Origin of the sequence: Serratia sp. C2(1), from assembly GCF_036352655.1 — a bacterium.
GTDB lineage: Bacteria > Pseudomonadota > Gammaproteobacteria > Enterobacterales > Enterobacteriaceae > Serratia > Serratia inhibens.
Window position 1 is genome coordinate 1,438,875 of record NZ_JAZFBA010000001.1, and the last position, 18,846, is coordinate 1,457,720.

17 protein-coding genes, 1 pseudogene and 1 riboswitch are annotated in these 18,846 nt (G+C 56.1%); of the genes and pseudogenes, 8 read left to right on the forward strand and 10 right to left on the reverse strand.

Features of this window, described 5'->3' with window-relative positions; translation table 11 throughout:
- Window positions 1-149: 149 nt before the first annotated feature.
- The 4 genes from V2S86_RS06685 to V2S86_RS06700 all read right to left on the reverse strand — a co-directional run bounded on the left by V2S86_RS06685 (window position 150) and on the right by V2S86_RS06700 (window position 4,944).
- Entirely contained in the window at window positions 150-1,187 is a 1,038-nt protein-coding gene (locus V2S86_RS06685; RefSeq protein ID WP_330761749.1) for an ABC transporter ATP-binding protein, read from the reverse strand.
- Complete coding sequence (locus V2S86_RS06690) at window positions 1,184-2,767, reverse strand: ABC transporter permease (protein WP_330761750.1); 1,584 nt, start codon at window positions 2,765-2,767, stop codon at window positions 1,184-1,186. The genes V2S86_RS06685 and V2S86_RS06690 overlap by 4 nt, the downstream gene beginning before the upstream one ends.
- A gap of 25 nt (window positions 2,768-2,792) precedes the next feature.
- Window positions 2,793-3,809, reverse strand: coding sequence for an iron ABC transporter substrate-binding protein (locus V2S86_RS06695; protein ID WP_330761751.1), 1,017 nt, complete (start codon window positions 3,807-3,809; stop codon window positions 2,793-2,795).
- A gap of 232 nt (window positions 3,810-4,041) precedes the next feature.
- Window positions 4,042-4,944, reverse strand: a complete 903-nt coding sequence (locus tag V2S86_RS06700; protein WP_330761752.1) for a LysR substrate-binding domain-containing protein — start codon at window positions 4,942-4,944, stop codon at window positions 4,042-4,044.
- 121 nt (window positions 4,945-5,065) lie between these two features.
- Between V2S86_RS06700 and V2S86_RS06705 the strand changes: the two genes are divergently transcribed.
- On the forward strand, window positions 5,066-5,461 hold the full coding sequence (locus V2S86_RS06705; protein ID WP_330761753.1) for a VOC family protein: 396 nt from the start codon (window positions 5,066-5,068) through the stop codon (window positions 5,459-5,461).
- Window positions 5,462-5,681: 220 nt separating this feature from the next.
- On the opposite strand, the gene V2S86_RS06710 is transcribed toward V2S86_RS06705, so the two are convergent.
- From V2S86_RS06710 to V2S86_RS06720, 3 genes and pseudogenes are all read right to left on the reverse strand, one after another.
- A complete protein-coding gene (locus tag V2S86_RS06710; protein ID WP_330761754.1) occupies window positions 5,682-6,338 on the reverse strand; it encodes a hypothetical protein in 657 nt (218 codons plus the stop codon).
- On the reverse strand, window positions 6,338-8,596 hold the full coding sequence (locus V2S86_RS06715) for a M23 family peptidase (RefSeq protein ID WP_330761755.1): 2,259 nt from the start codon (window positions 8,594-8,596) through the stop codon (window positions 6,338-6,340). The genes V2S86_RS06710 and V2S86_RS06715 overlap by 1 nt, the downstream gene beginning before the upstream one ends.
- A 98-nt stretch (window positions 8,597-8,694) precedes the next feature.
- Window positions 8,695-8,931, reverse strand: a pseudogene (locus V2S86_RS06720) (helix-turn-helix domain-containing protein); the annotation flags it as partial.
- Between the two features lie 172 nt (window positions 8,932-9,103).
- Window positions 9,104-9,277, forward strand: a riboswitch (M-box (ykoK) riboswitch).
- A 72-nt stretch (window positions 9,278-9,349) separates the two neighbouring features.
- Between V2S86_RS06720 and mgtE the strand changes: the two are divergent.
- The 5 genes from mgtE (at window position 9,350) to V2S86_RS06745 (ending at window position 13,174) form a co-directional block, all read left to right on the forward strand.
- Complete coding sequence (gene mgtE, locus V2S86_RS06725) at window positions 9,350-10,372, forward strand: magnesium transporter (protein WP_330761756.1); 1,023 nt, start codon at window positions 9,350-9,352, stop codon at window positions 10,370-10,372.
- A gap of 152 nt (window positions 10,373-10,524) precedes the next feature.
- The gene (gene mgtS, locus V2S86_RS06730) at window positions 10,525-10,608 is read left to right on the forward strand and encodes a protein MgtS (protein ID WP_375190752.1); all 84 of its coding nucleotides are present in this window, start codon (window positions 10,525-10,527) and stop codon (window positions 10,606-10,608) included.
- A gap of 113 nt (window positions 10,609-10,721) precedes the next feature.
- Window positions 10,722-10,901 (forward strand): hypothetical protein, encoded by a 180-nt coding sequence (locus V2S86_RS06735; protein WP_330761757.1) that lies wholly within the window; start codon window positions 10,722-10,724, stop codon window positions 10,899-10,901.
- A 26-nt stretch (window positions 10,902-10,927) separates the two neighbouring features.
- The gene (locus tag V2S86_RS06740; RefSeq protein ID WP_330761758.1) at window positions 10,928-12,304 is read left to right on the forward strand and encodes a cation diffusion facilitator family transporter; all 1,377 of its coding nucleotides are present in this window, start codon (window positions 10,928-10,930) and stop codon (window positions 12,302-12,304) included.
- 102 nt (window positions 12,305-12,406) lie between these two features.
- Window positions 12,407-13,174, forward strand: a complete 768-nt coding sequence (locus V2S86_RS06745; RefSeq protein ID WP_330761759.1) for an AraC family transcriptional regulator — start codon at window positions 12,407-12,409, stop codon at window positions 13,172-13,174.
- A gap of 3 nt (window positions 13,175-13,177) precedes the next feature.
- Here V2S86_RS06745 and V2S86_RS06750 read toward each other — a convergent pair whose 3' ends face one another.
- From V2S86_RS06750 to V2S86_RS06760, 3 genes are read right to left on the reverse strand one after another with little or no spacing between them, the layout of a single operon-like run.
- Window positions 13,178-14,764, reverse strand: coding sequence for a DHA2 family efflux MFS transporter permease subunit (locus V2S86_RS06750; RefSeq protein ID WP_330761760.1), 1,587 nt, complete (start codon window positions 14,762-14,764; stop codon window positions 13,178-13,180).
- Entirely contained in the window at window positions 14,757-15,875 is a 1,119-nt protein-coding gene (locus tag V2S86_RS06755; RefSeq protein ID WP_330761761.1) for an HlyD family secretion protein, read from the reverse strand. The genes V2S86_RS06750 and V2S86_RS06755 overlap by 8 nt, the downstream gene beginning before the upstream one ends.
- Before the next feature lie 2 nt (window positions 15,876-15,877).
- Window positions 15,878-17,377 (reverse strand): TolC family protein, encoded by a 1,500-nt coding sequence (locus V2S86_RS06760; protein ID WP_330761762.1) that lies wholly within the window; start codon window positions 17,375-17,377, stop codon window positions 15,878-15,880.
- A 185-nt stretch (window positions 17,378-17,562) separates the two neighbouring features.
- Between V2S86_RS06760 and V2S86_RS06765 the strand changes: the two genes are divergently transcribed.
- Window positions 17,563-18,375, forward strand: a complete 813-nt coding sequence (locus V2S86_RS06765) for an AraC family transcriptional regulator (RefSeq protein WP_330761763.1) — start codon at window positions 17,563-17,565, stop codon at window positions 18,373-18,375.
- An 80-nt stretch (window positions 18,376-18,455) separates the two neighbouring features.
- Window positions 18,456-18,818 (forward strand): cupin domain-containing protein, encoded by a 363-nt coding sequence (locus V2S86_RS06770; protein WP_330761764.1) that lies wholly within the window; start codon window positions 18,456-18,458, stop codon window positions 18,816-18,818.
- Window positions 18,819-18,846: the final 28 nt, after the last annotated feature.

The window sequence follows — 18,846 nt, forward strand, 5'->3', positions numbered from 1 at the left end:
ATTATGATAATCCTCAATGGGTTACCTTCTGGACCGCCAAGTGAATGAATCGGTCACAGAATAATCGTAGTTGATGAAGGGGGATTTACTAAGCAATGGCTGCGATAGGTAGAACCTGAATGATCGGGGCGGCGAACCGCCCCGGAAGGTTACCCGGCAAAGATATGCGCCTGCCCGATGATATTCAGGCTGACGTGGGAACCGGCATGGATGCCTTCGCGGCTGACGGTTTTTATTTCGATAGCGGCGTCGCTGCCGCTCATGCGCAGGTTGAGGGTCGAGACAAAACCGGCGAAATCGATGCTGGTGACCACCGCCTGGCTCTGCTGCGCTGGTTCTGACAGGCTGATTTGGATCTGCTCCGGGCGCAACATGATGCGGGCAGGCCCCTGGCGGTGGCGATCGTCCACCGCAATCCGTCCCAGCACGCAATCGGCCCAGCCGTGTTCAAGTTTGGCCGAAAGCACCAGGGTTTCCCCCAGGAAGGTGGCGGTCGGTTCATCTACCGGCCGCAGATAGAGATCCTGCGGCGGGCCGACCTGCGCCAGCCGACCATTGCGCATCACCGCGACCTGATCGGCAAACGACAGCGCTTCCGTCTGATCGTGGGTCACCAGAATTGACGCCACCCTGGCTTCCGCCAGCAGCTCCGCCACCGCTTTACGGGTGGCGGCGCGCAGGCCGGTATCCAGGGCGGAGAAGGGCTCGTCCAACAGCATCAGCTTGGGTTGCTGGGACAGCGCGCGCGCCAGCGCCACCCGCTGCTGTTGCCCGCCGGAAAGCTCATGCGGCCACAGCGCGCCCAGCCGCCGATCCAGCGCCACCATGTCCATCAACGCATCAATGCGTCGCTGCTTGTCGCGCTTGCTTCCCTTCAGGCCGAAACCGATATTCCCGGCCACGGTAAAGTGCGGGAATAGCGCGCCGTCCTGCGGCACAAAACCAATGCCGCGCAGGTGCGCCGGCACCCAGCCGCTGCCGTTGGCCATCGGTAAACCCTGCAAGATGACCTGGCCGCTGTCCGGTATTTCAAAGCCGGCGATAATGCGCAGCAAGGTGGTTTTTCCCGAGCCGGAAGGGCCGACAATCGCGGTGCGGCTGCCCTGTGCCACCTGTAAATCCACGTGTTCCAGGACCTTGACCGAATTATAGGACTTACCGATACCCTGCAGTTGAAGCGTGCTCATAATCCCGCCGTGCGTTTAGATTGAGAATAAAGAAGCCAGGTCAATGGCAGCGATAACGCCACCATAATCAGTGCGTAAGGTGCAGCCGCCACGTAGTCGATCTCGCTGGTCAGCGCCCAGAAGCCGGTCGCCAGGGTGCGGGTACCGTTCGGCGCGAGCAGCAGCGTCGCGGTCAGCTCATTGGATATCGCCAGAAACACCAGGGCTGCACCGGCCGCCGCGCCGGGTGCGGCCAGCCGCAAAGTGGTGCTCCACAGGGCCTGCGCCGGCGAGCGGCCAAGGCTGCGCGCCACATTTTCCAACTCCACCGGCGCCTGGGCAATGCCGGCACGCAGGTTGATCAACGCCCGTGGCATAAACATCAGCAAATAGGCCAGCAGCAGCGTGATTTCAGTCTGATAAATCGGCCGGAAGCTGTGAATGGTAATGGTCACCAGCGCCAGCGCCACCACGATGCCGGGCAGCGAACTGGTGACGTAATTGCAGCCTTCCAGCAGCCGATACAGCCGCGCCGGATAACGAACCGACAGCCAGGCCATCGGGATGGCGCACAGTGTGATCAGCAACGCACCGCCGGCGGCCAGCGACAGCGTTTGCAGCAACGCGGGCAGTAAATCCGCATTGCGCCAGACCTCGATCCCGCCCAGCGTCAGCCAGCGGGCCAGAGTGATAAAGGGCACGCCCAGCGCCAGCGCGCTAAGGCTCAATGGCAGTAACAGGGCAAGCAGAGTCGTCACCGGCCCCAGGCGGTAGGGGGTTTGGCTGCGGGCACTGCCGGAGCCTACTCGGGCATAACGCGCGCGGCCGCGGCTGGCGGCCTCCAGCAGCAGTAAACCCAGGCAACACAGCACCAGCACCCCGGCCAGCATGTTGGCTGCCGGGCCGTTAAAGGTGGACTGGAACTGATCGAAAATGGCGGTGGTGAAGGTGTCAAAACGGATCATGGCGTACAGGCCGTATTCCGCCAGCAGATGCAGCGCGATCAGTAACGATCCGCCCCAGGTCGCCAGTTTGAGCTGCGGTAACACCACACGGAAAAACACCGCCAACGGCCGGGCACCGAGCGAAGTGGCGACGTCTTCAATGCCGGGATCCAGGCGACGCAGCACCGCTGCGGCCGGCAGATAAATAAAGGGTAAGTAGGCAATGACTGAAATAAATACCCCGGCGCCCAGCCCATGCATCGAGGGCACCAGGCTGATCCAGGCGTAGCTTTGCACAAATGCCGGAACCGCCAGCGGCGCGGTCGCCAGCAGCGACCAGATGCGGCGGCCCGGCAGCGTGGTGCGCTCCGTGAGCCAGGCCAGCGTGACCCCCAGAATGGCGCAAATTGGCAGTGTGAATACCACCAGTAACAGGGTATTGAGCAACAGTTCGGCCACCCGGGGGCGCAATACCAGAGCTTTCACCGTCTGCCAGCCGGTTTCAAACGCCACGCTGACGACAAACCCCAGCGGCAACAGGGCCAACAGGGAGAGTAAAAGGGCGGCCGCCACGATAAACAGCCCCGGCCGCTGATGCCGCCGGGTGGTGGTGTAACGTGGCGTGACGCCGGTGGCGTTGAGGCTAATATTCGACATAGGGTAAAAGCTCTCTGCAACCGGCTTACAGCAGCCCGGCCTCGGTCATCAGTTCAACCACTTTTTTACCGTTCAGCTGTGAAGCGTCGATTTTCGGCGCGTCCAGCTCTTTCAGCGGCACCAGCTTAGGATTGGAAGCCGCGTTCACGCCTACCGCATATTCGAAGGCGTTATTGGTACGCAGAATGTCCTGGCCGTTCTTGCCGGTGATCCACTTCACGAAGGCCTGAGCCTGTTGTTGGTGTTTGCTGGAAGCCAGCACGCCACCGCCGGAGGTGCTGACGAACGCGCCCGGATCCTGGTGTTTGAAGTAATAAAGTTTGACGTTTTTGCTGTTTTCGCCGGTCTTGGCACCGTCGACGAACGGATAATAGTGATAGATCACGCCGCTGTCGATTTGGCCGGCATTGACCGCTTTCATCACCGTGCTGTTGCCCTTATAGGCGGTGAAGTTGGTTTTCATCGCTTTCAGCCATTCCAGCGTGGCTTTTTCGCCTTTCAGCTCCAGCAGCGCGCTGACGATCGCCTGGAAATCCGCACCGGATGGCGACGCGGCCCAACGGCCTTTCCATTCCGGCTTGGCCAGATCCAGCAGCGATTTAGGCAATTGCGCTTCGGTCAGTTTCGCCGGGTTGTAGACGAATACGGTTGAACGGGCGGCAATGCCGATCCAGCGGCCATGCTGCGGGCGGTACTGGGGTTCGACCTGCGCCAGCGTCGCGGCATCCAGCGGGGCAAACAGCTTGGCGTTGTCCACCAATACCATCGCCGGGGAGTTCTCCGTCAGGAAAACGTCGGCGGGGGATGCGCTGCCTTCCTGCACCAATTGGTTGCCCAACTCGCTGTCACCGCCGTTGCGCAGGGTGACCTTGATGCCGGTGTCTTTGGTGAAGCCGTCTACCCAGGATTTCACCAGGTTTTCGTGCTGGGCGTTATAAATAACGATGCCGTCATCGGCAGGGGCCGCATGGGCGGAAAACGCCAGCATCATCGATGAGGCCAGCAGGGCAATGGGGCCGAGAGAAGAAATACGCAGCTTCATACTGTTATCCTTTTTAGAGGTCGAAGAAGAAAAGCGAATATCGCCTGGCGAGCGCAAGCAGGCCCGATTGTAGCCAAGAACATTAATAATGATAGTGAAAACGATTCGTATTAATTTATTTTTTAAATTCGCTCATTAATTAACTCGCCCTAAGGAAAAATTAAGCTTCAGCCCGAATACTCTGAGCTGATTGCCTAATGTCGAGAGAATTCATCCGGTTGAAAATATCCCCTCATGCGCTCGCCTTCACAGGATCCGCCATCTCCACCGCAAACCAGTCTGCCAGTTGCGCTACGGAGCGGCTGTGCTTGCCTTCGGGGTTGCTGACAAAATAATGCGCAGCGCCCGGCAGCGAGTGCTCGAACGGCGCTACCAGCAGGCCCCTATTCAGCGCATGCTGCACCATCAGCTGGCTGGCGATAACGGCACCCTGGCCGGCGATTGCCGCTTGAATGGCGTGGGCCTCGTCGGTAAAGCGCGGGCCGGTATCGACCGCCAGTGCCGTCGGGCCAAACTCGCTGCGCCAACGCGGCCAGTCGGGGGAGGGCTGCGGCACCTGGCGGCCATCGATGTGTATCAGCGTGGTCTGCGACAGATCCGCGATTGAAGCGACATTCAACTGCGGGCTGACGACCAGCACGAAGCGGTCCCGTTGCAGCAATCGCGGCGACAGCAGTTCATCCGGCTCGTTGCCATAACGGATCGCCACATCAATCTGTTTGTTGCGCAAATCCACAATGCGGTCATCGGCGTGTAACCGCAGGTCAATGGCGGGGAACTGCCGCAACAGCGCCGGTAAACGCGGCACCAACCAGTGGGTGATCAGCGCCGTGGTGGCGGACAACGTCAACACCGCCGGCCGATGGCGTTCACCGATATTTTCCACCGCCGCCTGCAGCAGGTTGAACGCCTGCGCACTGGCATGTTGCAGGATCTTACCGTCATCGGTCAGCTCCACCTTGCGCGGCGTTCTTTCAAACACGCTGACGCCCAGCAGGTTTTCCAGCAATCGAATTTGGTGGCTGATGGCCGTCGGCGAAACGCCAATTTCTTCCGCAGCCAGTTTAAAACTCTGCAGTCTGGCAACCGCATCAAAAGCCCGCAGTGCCCCCAGGGGCGGCAGTTTTCTTTTCATGATGAGCTATTTTCATCTTTGGCTGAGAACTATGACTTTGAATTGCCGTTCATCGGCAGGTTATTTTCTGTATGCAGGTTAACAGATGAAAATTACTCAGCCAAATAACCAGGAGATAACCATGTCTGCATCATCGGTAAAACAGCTTCGTCTGGTGATCACCACCGAAGATTTTGATAACGCTTTGGCTTTCTACCGCGATCGGCTGGGACTGACCCAGGTCGACGCGGTGCCGCCGGACAGCGGCAGGGTGGCGATCCTCGAGGCGGGCAAGGCCACGCTGGAGCTGGTGGAGCCTTCCACCGCCGCCTATATTGACCAGATAGAGGTGGGAGAGCGCGTCTCCGGTTGGATCAGGGTGGCATTTGAGGTGACAGATATTGCCGCGACCACCGCCAGTCTGGCGCAGGGCGGCGCGCAGGTGCTGTCCGAGCCGCGAGTTACGCCCTTCAATTCGATCAATAACCGGCTGGAAGCGCCGGCCGGATTGCAACTGACGCTGTTCCAGCCGCTGTAAGCCCATGCCCGCCATCATGGCGGGTATTAAGATAATTTAGGGTATTTTGTTCGTGGCCATTATAGGGGGCTGACGCTCAGTGGAACGAAACTCACGCCTCACGCCAAGAGATTATGGTAAGCCAAGATAAGCAAAAAGATCCTTGTTGGATCCTTTTGCTTCTGAGAGACTGGCTGTTTATATTCCTCTGAATTGGGCTTATGAAGAATTTCAATCACCTTCAGTTATTTGACTTTTCCGGTAGCCCCATTTCGACAGTCTCAAGGGATTTAAGCATATAGGGGGTGAAATCGACTTCATTTCCGTCGACAAGGTTGATCATTGAGCCAAAACCGCAGAAAGCAGAGTAGCTCTGGTTTTGTATCAGACAGAATGAGAGGTTTTTTTTCACCCCTTTCTGTTTTTCCTGCAGGGATATATTGCGATTTACTACCGCATAGCCCCGGGCATTGACGGACCGGATATTATACAGATCCACAGGCTGTAACTCGCTCAGGCTTTTGATGCCGTAAACGTCCAGAGAACGCTGTATGCTTTCCCTGCTCAGGGGATACTTTTTCTTTTTCCAAAACCCTGTTTTTTTATCAAGGTAGATTCTTTCAGGCAGGACCTGCCCAGGTCCGTATCCGTCTTTGATGACATCAACAGGAAACAGACAAAGCCAGGACGCTGATGGCGGGTACTTATTGTACTCTGCTGGGTGGAATAATTTTAATGAAACAACTCCGCAGTCAGCCGTATTCGCCAGGTAGTTGCCTCTGTGTAATATTAGCTGGTCGAAAGACAATTCACTGAATTTGTCTGGAGTGGTAATATCCGGCGTTATTTTTCCATAGGAAAAAAAGGGAACTACCGCAAGCAGTAATAATTTTTTCATCAGCCTCTCCTTAGCTGGTCTGATTCAGGTTTTTCGTTGACCGGGTTGTTATTACTGTCCGGGAATTTCTGTTCGGTGAGCACGGCTATCGCACTGCCGTAGACGCAGCAGCGGGTATCAAAGCCATTCAGTCCCTGATAGTCTTCGTTGTTGACTTGGCCTGGCAGGTTAACGGCGGCGCTGGCCCGCCAGAAGGCCGGGCTGCGATAGTAAATCTTTATCCCGCTCCGCCGGGGGGTGACGCTGCACCGCTCCAGCACGTGTTCGGCATCGGCGTAGGGAGCCATATTCTTTGCCACCCAGTAAAATCCGGCGCTGCTGGCGGCCTCATGCAGGTCGCTGCTGACGTTATTCCGCCACTGGAGAATGTTCTCCGGGACATGGTTTTCCGCATCAGACAGGTGATTGTCAGAGTAGCGAAGGGGCCGGTGTGAATACAGACGATTGTATTCATTTTTCAGGGTGCTCCTGATATTTTCAGGGCAGGTTCGTCCCCTGAAGCTGAAATAATCAAAGTAATTCACTGGGCTGGTAAGCTGTAACAGGCCGCGCCCGTACCACGGATAATACCAAATGTTGTAGCGGCGGATGACCTGATGCGTACGCGGGTCTGTTTCCGTATAGCGGTAACCCTCTTCCATTGATCCCAGCCAGCCCGTTTCCTGAATGCCATTTCCCAGAAAACAGGCGATGCGCAGTGGGGGGGTGATCAGGTATTTCTGCATCGCTTTGTTCATGTGCGTACGGATAGTGTCCGCAACGCTGCCGACGCCGTCCCGGTAGGTGACGGCCTCCCAGCGGTATTCATTCCGCCCGGCCATTCTTAATGCGTTCCGGGGAACAATCTGCTTCAATTCTGATTTACTGAGCCAGCAGCACTTACGAAAGTGGCTGATGAAGGCTATCGGAGGAAAATGCCACAGCCTTCCGGTGCTGAGTTCGCCCATGTCAAAGCACAGTGCTGTAGCATGGCTTTTTAGCCTGTCGTAGTCCTCTTCAGACATGGCGGAGATATTGTCGGTACCGGTTTTTAGCCAAGTATAACGCTGGTCAAAGGTGGCTGCATTCCATTCGAGTGGGAAATGACAGACCAGACGGCTGCTCAGGTCGCTGAGATGTCCGCTTTCCTGCAGTCCGGCGATAAGGGGGGAATTGCACTGGCTGTTGTTGTCCGTGTCATCGTCCACCATTCGCCAGCCCGTCCAGTGCGGGAAGTCGGCATCGCTGAATTTTTTGATGTCGGAAGAGGCCAGGTTGACCATGCCCGTTCCGCCGGGAAAGCTGACGGTGCGCCACAGCGGGGCATCAGCAGGCGTCAGGGTTTCATGCCCGGTACTGATGACCCGCCCGAAGCGGAGCAGTTCGAACCCGGCAGACGGGTTCTGCGGGTACAGACGGCAGGCTGTCCTTTGGAGATTATATTCATATTTCAGAGATGTCCCGACAATGGAATTGTCTGCCGGACTGGCATCTGTATTCACCAGCGGCTCCCCCACGAGGTCGAATAATTCCGTGGTGGTGTTCTGCCTGCGGGTGACCATCGTGCAGTCGCCTTTTTCGAAGGTCATGCTGACGAACAGCGGTTCTGAGCTGGTGTAAACGGGATTCAGGCGGTTCGTACCTGGTGAGGCCGCGTCAGACACAGATTCGTAAAAACCTGTACCGGGAGGAAGATAAAAGTGAATATCGCCGTAAAGGGTATCGGTTCTGCCGTCACGAGTGATATCCAGTTCGGGGGTGGTGCGCCCGGTCAGTTTCAGCATGTTTTCGTTGTCACAGAACACCTGAAAATGAAAAGCATTGGTTTCGCTAACCATACCACTCTGCCCAATGCGGTCCTTGCGCCAGACTTTTGCTCCGCCCCTGATTGATGGGTCCAGTCGGTCCATGAGATGCATGTACAGGGAGTAATACACGACACTACAGTTTTCACCGATATCGGTCTGATGCTTCAGCAGCACATACCCGTCATCGGTTCTGCCATCATAATTCAGCGGGAAAGTATCGCGTTTGTCTGTGGAAGACGGAGAACGAAAAGAAACAACTTCCCCATCTGCAATGGCGCAGACGAGCTCAATGCGGTCGTAGCCTTCCTCACCATGGCGGTCAGTGTGGAGAACATGCACGCCACCGTGCCATGACGCGTGCCGGTTGAGCGGGAAGTCCCGGTTTATATCCACGGGCATCATCCTGCTAACCCATGACGGATCACTTTCTCCTGGGTTCCTGGGGCGGATAAACGGCGGGCTGATTATCATGCTGACTTCCTGTCTGATTTGTAGAATTAATAAAAGCGCAGAATAGCGCAATTTTATTTAAATAAACATTATGCACTGGCAAAGAAAATGTGGAATATTTACGCCTTGCCAGACGTTTTATAGACTGTGGAGCGGGCAATATTCAGTCGCCGGGCTATTTCTGATGCTCCCAACCCTTCCTGCCGTAGAGCCAACACCTGTTCCCGGTTTATTGTTCGCTTGCGGCTGAAGCGGATGCCTTTCAGTTTTGCTTCCTGTCTGCCTTCGTTTGTACATTCCAGAACTCTCTGCCGCTCGGTCTGGGCTACAGCCGACAGAATGGTGACCACCATTTTTCATCTTGATGAAGCAGACAAAGAATTTTGCTCGCAGATATCGTATTAATAGGGAGGTGCTTTTATTGTCTTTACGGTTAACATTGTTTTTTCTAAATATTTCATAAACGGCCGGCCAGATTTACGCCCGTCGCCCAAAAAACGCGTCTATAATGCCCCTCGTAGTTTATATGCAGTATCTCGTTTGGCGAGGCTCCTATACAAACACAGGTTACTGATCTGACGACATCGAGAGATGCCCAAGGTTAAGACAGGCTTTATCGGATTAAGGTTTAGCCCAAGGTAACTTCTGATAAATACATCAGATACGTTGTATAGTGCTAAAACCTGGACGCGGAGATAGGCTGTCTGCACTCCCTCTGTGGTTAACGCCCCTATGCGATTCGCTGTTGAAGTTTAAACAGAAATAGGGACTGACATGATGAAGTCACATCAAAATTACTCATCCGCGGCGCTGGCCCATACTGAAACTCTCGACGAGTCTTCGGTAGCCAACTATATGAACGCCAATTTCATTACCGTCCCCGGTAATATGACGGTCAATAAAGCCAAGGAATATTTCCTTTCACAGCTTAAAACGGACGAAATTCCGGCTCAGCTGTTTGTCACCGCCGACGATTATCAATTGCGCGGCACGCTGTCGGTTAAAAAATTGTTGCAGTGCGCGGACGATGATAAAACCGTTGGGGTAATGATTAACCACAGCTATTTCCAGGTATCGCCCGACGACGATCGTAATGACGTTGCCCATTTATTGAGTAAGGGCGGGTTGGACGTGGTGCCGGTGGTGGTGAATAAAACCTTGGTTGGGGTGTTGGGGGAAAAAGAAATCGCCCAACTGATTGAGGATGAAAACACCGAGGATGCGCAACGACAGGGCGCCAGCCTGCCGCTGGACAAGCCCTATCTGGAAACCAGCCCCTGGGCGCTGTGGCGCAAACGTTCGGTTTGGTTGCTGATGCTGTTCGTCGCCGAAGCCTACACCGGCAACGTACTGAAGGCGTTTGAAGATCAGTTGGAAGCGGCGATCGCGCTGGCGTTTTTCATCCCGCTGCTGATTGGCACCGGCGGTAACAGCGGGACGCAGATCACATCCACACTGGTACGCGCCATGGCGCTGGGCGAAGTCAGCCTGCGCAACCTGGGCGCGGTGATCCGCAAAGAGGTGTCCACCTCGCTGCTGATCGCCGCCACTATCGGCATAGCCGCCTGGGTTCGCGCCTGGATCATGGGGGTGGGCATGGACGTGACGATGGTCGTCAGCCTGTCGCTGGTGGCGATCACCGTCTGGAGCGCGATTGTGTCCTCGATTATCCCTATGTTGCTGAAAAGAGTGGGGATCGATCCGGCGGTGGTGTCAGCACCCTTTATCGCCACCTTTATTGACGGTACCGGCCTGATTATTTATTTCAAAATTGCCCAGTACATTCTGCATATTTAAACCGGGATCCGCTTCGTGTCGCTGCCGGAGCGGGCATTTTTATCTCAGCCAAAGGGAGGCGCGTTAATAGCAATGAACAATCCTTTAACCCACTTTTTAATTAAAGAGGTTTTTATCGATAACCGTTAACTGAGGAAATAATAATGGGAAACATGACAATTTTTGTAGGATTCCTGAGTATCATCAGCTCACTGGGCCTGTTAGCTGCCTATATGAGCACCAAATGGGATGATTAATGAACGTCGAAGAACCGCCTGAACGCATCCTCCCCGAAGTGCTTTTATTGACGACGGGGAGGATACCGATAAAGCTCTGACCGCCACCTGCGGTTTTAACGAGTGAAACGATAATGATTATTTTTATTTTAGGCCTGCTTTATGCCGTTTTAATGATCTCTGTGGGTGTTAATGAGATTTATTTTTATTCAACCGGTAAATCAGAATTCCTGGCTAGTTTAATGCTGACATTCTCGGGTAGTATGCTGCTGGTTGCTTTTGTCTGGCAATTGTCCGCGAAAATGAAAAAATAAATTCCCCTTCGAATGTGAGCCGTATTATGCAAAATGAAAAACAGTCCGTTGCCAGAAACTCGATGATAGCCAGCGGACTATTGGCGACCGGGAAATTTGCTGCGGGTATTTTTACCGGCAGTATTGGCCTTATTTCCGAAGGGATACACTCTTTCACCGATTTTGTCGCCACCAGCATTACCTGGCTGGCGGTGCGCATCAGCGATAAACCGGCCGATGAGGATCACCACTTTGGTCACGGCAAGGTCGAAAATCTGGCGGCCTTGTTTGAAGTGCTGCTGCTGTTGGGCGCGGCGGGCTGGATTGTTTACGAGGCCGGTACCAGCCTGCTGGGGCAGGCGCATGAAATTGTCGCCGCGCCGGTGGTGATTGCGGTACTGTTGATCTCGATTGTGGTCGACTATTTCCGCGTCAAGGCGCTGAATCGCGTGGCGAAGGCTACCGACAGCGCAGCGCTGGAAGCCGACGCGCTGCACTTTTTCTCCGACATGTTGTCTTCCGCCGTGGTGCTGCTGGGAATGATATTTGTGTTGCTGGGGTTCAGCCGCGCAGATGCGATTGCGGCGTTGATCGTGGCCTGTTTTATCGTGGTCGCAGCCGTGAAGCTGGGCAAACGTTCGTTCGATTCGCTGATGGACACCGCGCCCGCCGGTGCCAAAGAGGAGATTAGCGCGTTACTGGAGAGCTTTCCGGCGATACTGGCGACCGAGAATATCCGCATTCGCAACGCCGGTGCGGCCCTGTTTATCGAGGTGACCGTCGCCGTCTGCCGCACCTTGCCGCTGGAGCGCATCAACGCGCTGAAGCAGTCCATCGCCGAACGTCTGGAGCGGCAGTATGCCCATGCCGAAGCCACGGTGATTGCCAACCCGCAAACCCGCAGCGATGAAGACATGGCGACCCGCATCCGGGTGATCGCCGCCAATCACGGCGCGGTGGTGCAAAACCTGGCGTTGCAGCAATTGGCGGAACGTATGTCGATCAGCATGGATCTGGCGGTGCCGGCCAGCGCCAGCGTAGCGCAGGCGCACGATATCGCCAGCGAGATTGAAAACCTGCTGCGCCAGGCCATCGGCGAAGATACGGAAATCGAAACTCACCTTGAACCGCAAATGCATCACTGGGTCGCCAGTAAGGACGTAGAGCCGGATGAACTGGCCAACATTCGCCAGATCCTGCGCACCGCGGTGGAGAAGGGGGTGATGGTGCAGGACGTGCATAACATTCGGGCGCGCAAAACGGCAGAGGGCATTATCGTCAATTTCCATTGTCGGGTGTCGCCGGCTGCGTCCATTGTGGCGGCTCACGACGCGGTGGACCGTATAGAACGCCAACTGCGGGCGCTTTACCCCACCATTTCGCGGGCGATAGGGCACGTGGAACCGATCAAACCCGCTTTGTGAACCTGCATGCGGCGACAGTGGGATGACAATAAAGGCTTAAACAAGATAAAGTATCGGTAAACCAACAAGTTGGTATTACTGTTTGAAACGCGAGGACGAGCGATGGCCGAGTTTGCTTCCGATCACTATCACGATTCCATCGCGATGCCCGTCACCGGCGTAGCCGTCGATTACGCCAACGGCCACGTGATTGCCGCGCACAGCCATCGGCGTTCGCAGCTGGTTTATGCGGTTGAAGGGGTGTTGGTCATTGAAACGGACGTAGGCCGCTGGGTCGTCCCGCCGAGCCGGGGCGTGTGGCTGATAGCCGGCGTCAGTCACACCGTGCGTATGCGTGGTGTGGCGCGAATGCGCAGTATTTTCGTCAATCAGGATGCTATTCCCGGACTGCCCGACGCAGACTGCGTGATCGAGATTTCACCTTTGCTGCGTGAGTTGATCCTTGCCGCGACCAAAGTCACGGGTCATTACGATCTGCAAAGCCGCGACGGCCGTTTGATGCGTTTTATCCTCGATGAGCTGTGTTCTTTGCCCGTGCTGCCCTTTAATCTTCCCTGGCCGCAGGATGCGCGGATACTGCGCGTTTGCCAGACACTGTCCGAAGATCCCGCCGATAATCGCGCCGCCGATGACTGGGCCGCTGATTTGGCGATGAGCGCCAAGACGTTCCATCGTCAGTTTCAGCGGCAAACCGGCATTACCTTTGGACGTTGGCGGCAGCAGGCGCGCCTGCTTTTGTCACTCGAATGCCTGGCTCAAGGCATGCCGATTGTGCAGGTGGCGCTGCAACACGGTTACGAAAGCCAAAGCGCCTTTGCCGCCGCCTTTAAACGCCAGTTTGGATTGCGGCCTTCCGAGTTTTATCGCTAACGATCAGTTTTTTCGCAAAAAGAACCCAGCCAGCACGCAGGCCAGCATTGCCAGGCCGGCAAGGTAAAAAGCGTCGCTGTAGGCCAGCAGCAGGGCATCACGACGCACGATCTGATCAATCAACCCCAAAGCCTGCAGGCGCAACCTTGCCGCCCCCGCGCCATACAGGGCCGCGGCGTGATCGAGATGACCGTGCGAGAGCATTCTGACCGTCTCGACCAGCCGTTCCTGCGTCGCCTGAGCAAAAGAGGTCACCGATTCGCCAATGCGCTGCGCATGCAGTTTTTCACGCTCAACCACGATCTGGCTGGAAAGGGCGATACCGATAGCCCCGCCGATGTTGCGCACCATCGAAAAAAGCCCCGATGCCGATCCCACCTGATCCTTTTCCAGCCCTTGAATTGCCATCACCCCCAACGCCACCACCACTAACGATTGCCCGATGCCGCGCACGATCAGCGAAGGAACAATCACGTTATAAGCCGCATCGGGATTGAGATGAATGTTCATCAGGCAACCGAGGCCGGTAATCAAGAATCCGGCCACGATCGCGGTGCGTGCGCTGGTCCAGCGCATCAATCGAGGCGTAGCGAACGACATGATAAATTGAATAATGCCGTAAGGGATCATCATTGCCCCGATCTGGCTGGCGTTGTAACCGTGCACTTCGGCGAAATAGTTGGGCACCAGAAACACCACGCCAAACACCACTGCGCCGAAGCAAAACTGCATCAGGCTGGCGAGGCCGAAATTATAGCGGCCCAGCAAGCGCAAATTAATAAACGGCGTTTTGCTTTTAAGCTCCGCGTAAATAAAACCGGCAATGCCCAACACGGCCAGCAAGGTGCAATTGACGATAAAAGACGAAGCGAACCAGTCCTCTCGCCCACCTTCCTCCAGCATGATTTGCAGAGCGGAAAGACCCATCGCCATGGTGATAATTCCCCACCAGTCACCCTGTTTGAGTTTCTCGAGCCGCATGGGCTGCGGTTTGACCGACCAGCCAATGGCGGCCAGCAGCACTATCCCAGGGGGCACTTGCAGATAAAATATCCAGCGCCATGAATAGGCATCGGTTAACCAACCGCCCAGTGATGGGCCTGCCGCCTGCGCAACATTGTTAGCCACCGCAAACAGCGCCATGCCGAGAGAATGCTTGTGAGGGGGCAATTCGCCGACGATTAGCTGAAACGACAAGGGGATCAGCACGCCGCCAAACGCGCCCTGCAGCGCACGGGCGAGGATCATGGTCTGAATATTGGGCGCCAGCGAGCAGGCCATGGAGAAGAGCACAAATCCAGAGGTTCCGACCATCAGCACGCGGCGCATGGAAAATATCGAGACTAACCACCCGGTTATCGGGATGATGATGATTTCGGCCACCAGATAGGCGGTGGTGATCCAGGATCCTTCTTCAAAGGTGGCGCCCAGCGAACCCCTAACGTCGGGTAATGAGGCGTTGGTGACGTGTACATTCATGCCCGCCATAAAACAGCCGACGACGCTGCCCAATACGGCCACCCAGGTGCGTAACGAGATCTTGTCTGTGGTGGGCATGACCGTGGCCTGGGTCGAGATACGGCTATTCATGGCGCGTGTCCACCGTCACCATCACCGACATTCCGGGGCGGACCTGTTCAACCCTTGGCTGGCCGGCATCAAGGCGAATTCGCACCGGCATCCGCTGGACGATTTTGGTAAAGTTTCCGGTGGCGTTATCCGGGGGAAGCAGCGCAAATTGTGCTCCGGACGCAGGGGAAAAGCTTTCGATCTTGCCCTTGAAAACCTGCCCATCAAACGCATCTACCCGTACCTCGGCAGGTTGGCCAACCCGCATTGGGTCAATTTGCGTTTCCTTAAAGTTGGCAATCACGTAAGTATTGCCGGGAACCACGGCAAGCAGCGGCGAACCCGTCTCGACATATTGGCCGGCCCGCAAAACATGCTCACCCACAGTACCGTCGATCGGACTGACAATCCGGGTGCTCGCCAGATTAATGCGCGCGATTGCCAGCATGGCCTGCGCTTGCGTCTGCATGGCTTTCGCTTTGTCCAGCTCGGCCTCGGTAGCCTGTTGGCTGCTGGCGAGTACGGACAGCGCCTGCTGCTGGCTAGCGAGTCGCGCCTGGGTCTGTGCCAGCTGTGCGGCGGTTTTACGGGCATCCGCGTCAGCCGATTCTACCTGTTGGGCGCTGCTGATGTTTTGGCGAACCAGGCGATGCTGGCGCTGGTCCTCCAATGCCGAGCGATTTGATTCTGCGACGGCGGCGCGGACGGCGGCTTGAGCTTCCGCAATCAGGCTTGCCTGCTGCTGCTGGCGAGCGACCAGGTTGGCGATACGCGCCTGTTTCACGTCATTGTCGGCAACCGCCGCCGCGACGGCGGCCTCGGCCAGATCAACCTTGGCCTGATAATCGCGGGCGTCGATTCGGGCCAGTACCTGGCCGGCTTTTACCTGTTGATTGTCCTGCACCTCCACGGCGACCAGATAGCCGTTGATGCGGGGCGCCAGCGTGACAATGTCGGCGCGCGCATAGGCGTCATCGGTCTCGATCATCCAGCGGCCAGTGGTCCACCAGTAAGTTCCCCACGCCAACGCCAACAGGGTGACCAACAGGATGCCGGCCAGAGTTCGGGGCCGTGGTTTTGCGCGTCGGGTAGCAAAAACCGGCGTTTTAGCAGGCGAAGTATTTTCGGTCATTATTATGATTCTCTTTTAAAAACAGGAGGAAATAACATGCTGGAAACGGTTTTAGACCGCTGAGGGACCGGGAGCACCACAGAGGGAGCCTGCTGCCACCCGCCGCCCAGGGCTTTAAATAACGTCACCTGAGCCTCAATCACCCGCGTATTTGCGCGCGCCAATTCACTCTGAACGGCGACGTCGTTACGTTGGTTATCGAGATAGTCGAGAGCGGTTGCCGCACCGTCCTGATAGGCAAGCGTCGATAGCTTCAGCGCTTGTCGACTGTTTTCGGCAGTCTGCTGAAGGAGTTTTTGCCGCTGCAGGGCGGAGTCATAGTTTGTCAGGCTCACCTGTACCTCTTTCAGCGCAGCCAAAATCGCGCCGTCAAAATGCGCGAGTGCCGCGCTTTCTTTGGCTCCTGCCTGAGCGATGCGTGCGCGGGCCTCAGTGATATTGGGGAAGGACCATGAGATCAGCGGCCCGATGCTCCAGACGGTGGCACCGCTGTTACCCCAATCTTCAGGCTGGTGAGCGGAGCTGAGCATGTTGGCCCCCAGCGAAATTCGCGGATAGAGATCGGTGGTCGCTACGCGGAGGTTGGCCGTTGCGGCGACAAGCTGTTGTTGTGCCGTGCGCACATCGGGGCGACGGCGTAACAGGGCCAAGCCGTCGTTGTCAGGCAAGCCGCGATACGCCAACGTTGGCGGTTTCAGGCAGGCAAGCGCCTGTGCGGGGGGATTGGAAGGCAGGCGGCCCATTAGCACGGCGAGTTCAGCAAGTGCGCGCTGACGTTTGGCTTTCAACAGCGGCAGCTCGGCGCGAGTTTGGTAAACCAAACCTTGAGCGCGAACCACATCCAGCATGACGCCGGCCCCGGATTGATACAGCGCTTCGGTAATCTGCTGCCCTTGCTCAACCTGCGCCAAAGCCCGTTGAGCAATACCGATCCGTTGGCCGTAACTGCAGGCGCTGAGCCAGGCTCGGGTTGTTTCGGCGGCAACCCACACGCGCACACCGTCTTCTTCGGCCTGAGCAGACTCCGTGCCTGCTTGTGCCGCGCCGGATTGTGAACGCAGGCGGCCAAACAGGTCGAGTTCCCATTGCAGATCGATCCCGGCGCTATAGCGGCTCCCGGTGCGGATCTTGTCGCTTTGACCTAATGCCGCCTCGATTTGATCGTCGAGCGAACTGCCATATCCACCTTTGGCAGAGAAACTTGTGCCGGGCAGTTTTTGCGCATCGGTTTCGCGTAGAATCGCCTGGGCCGCAAGCACGTTTGCCGCTGCCGCACGCAGATCCCGGTTGTTGCTCAACGCCTGCTCGACGGCCTGGTTTAAGGCGGGATCCTGATACAAAGACCACCATTTATCCGGCGTATCCGGCGTGATAGTTTGGTTTTTTGCCAAAGGCTCAGCCGCGAGCGGCAGAGTGGTGAGGGGAGGTTGATCTGGGCCTACCACGCAGCCAGCAGATAACAAGGGAAGTAAGGCAATCGTCAGCCTTTTGGATATCAACATGGGTTGCACTCTTCAATGAGAATGCGTCCAGATTAGCGGGTAAAAAACTGTCTTTATGCCGAGATTTCGACTTTCATTATCTTGAAATGGTCATTTTTAACGGACCGACTAGCCAACGCGAGCTTTAACGATTATCAATAGCCTTCCTCCAATCATCGTTGTCTCGACAGCGCAGGTACCTCCCCATGTCACGAAGTAAAGACCTGCAAGACTGGGTAAAACCGGCCCGGTCGCCAATGCAAATTGAGCGTATCGAAGCCTTTTTCGGTGGCCACGGCTATGAGCTCCATCGCCACGATACCTACGCCATTGGCCGCACCTTGTCCGGTGTGCAAAGTTTTAACTATCGTGGCGGCAGGCGTCACAGCCTACCCGGCGGCACCCTGGTATTGCATCCGGACGAACTCCATGACGGGGAGGCCGGCACGGAAGAGGGGTTTCAGTACCGCATGGTTTATATCGAACCTGCATTAATCCAAAAGATACTCGGCGGCAAGCCGTTGCCCTTTATTCCGGGCGGTCTTTCCGGTGACCCAAGGCTTTTTGCTGCGGCTCAACCCTTGCTCAGGGCCATGGACGATCCGTTTGAAACGCTTGAGGAAGAGGATGCGCTTTATGACCTGGCGCAAACCCTGGCCATTGTCGGGGGGCAACGTTATCAACGGCGGGCGTTTGACTATCAGGCGGCTGAAAGGGCAAGGGAATATATCCATTCCTGTTTCGATAAGAATATTACCCTGGATGAGCTTTCTTTGGTCAGCGGCCGAGATCGCTGGAGTCTGAGCCGGGATTTTCGGGTGCTGTTTGGCACCAGCCCCTACCGCTACGTCACTATGCGCCGCCTTGAACATTGCAGGCGGCGGATGTTGGCGGGCCATAACCTGGCCGATGTTTCAATCGATGCGGGCTTTGCGGACCAAAGCCACATGACACGCCAATTTATCAGCAATTTTGGCGTTTCTCCTGGCCGCTGGCTGAGGTTTATCAAAGGAGGTTGAGCCGGAAGTTGCACAATCATTCAAGATTGCCGCCCGCCGGGTCCCCTATGCTGGGCTCCTGTTAACCAAGGAGCCTGAAAATGCATCAACCTATTAATTTCGCTCATAAACTCTCTCTGTTTACTGAACAATGGCAGCCGAAAGTGATTGCCGAGATGAATGATTACCAGTTTAAAGTGGTCAAAATTCACGGTGACTTCGTCTGGCATACGCATGCCGAAACCGATGAAACCCTTATCGTGTTGGACGGCGTTTTGCGCATTGATTTTCGCGATGGTCATGTGCTGGTCAATGCAGGCGAGATGTATGTGGTCCCGCGCGGCATCGAACACAAAACCTCTGCCGAGATCGAAACCCAACTGATGCTTATCGAACCTCGCGGCGTATTGAACACCGGTGACGAACGGGGAGAACGTACTGCGGTCAACGATGTCTGGATTTAAGTACGCACTCCGGTAAGCCGGTATCGGG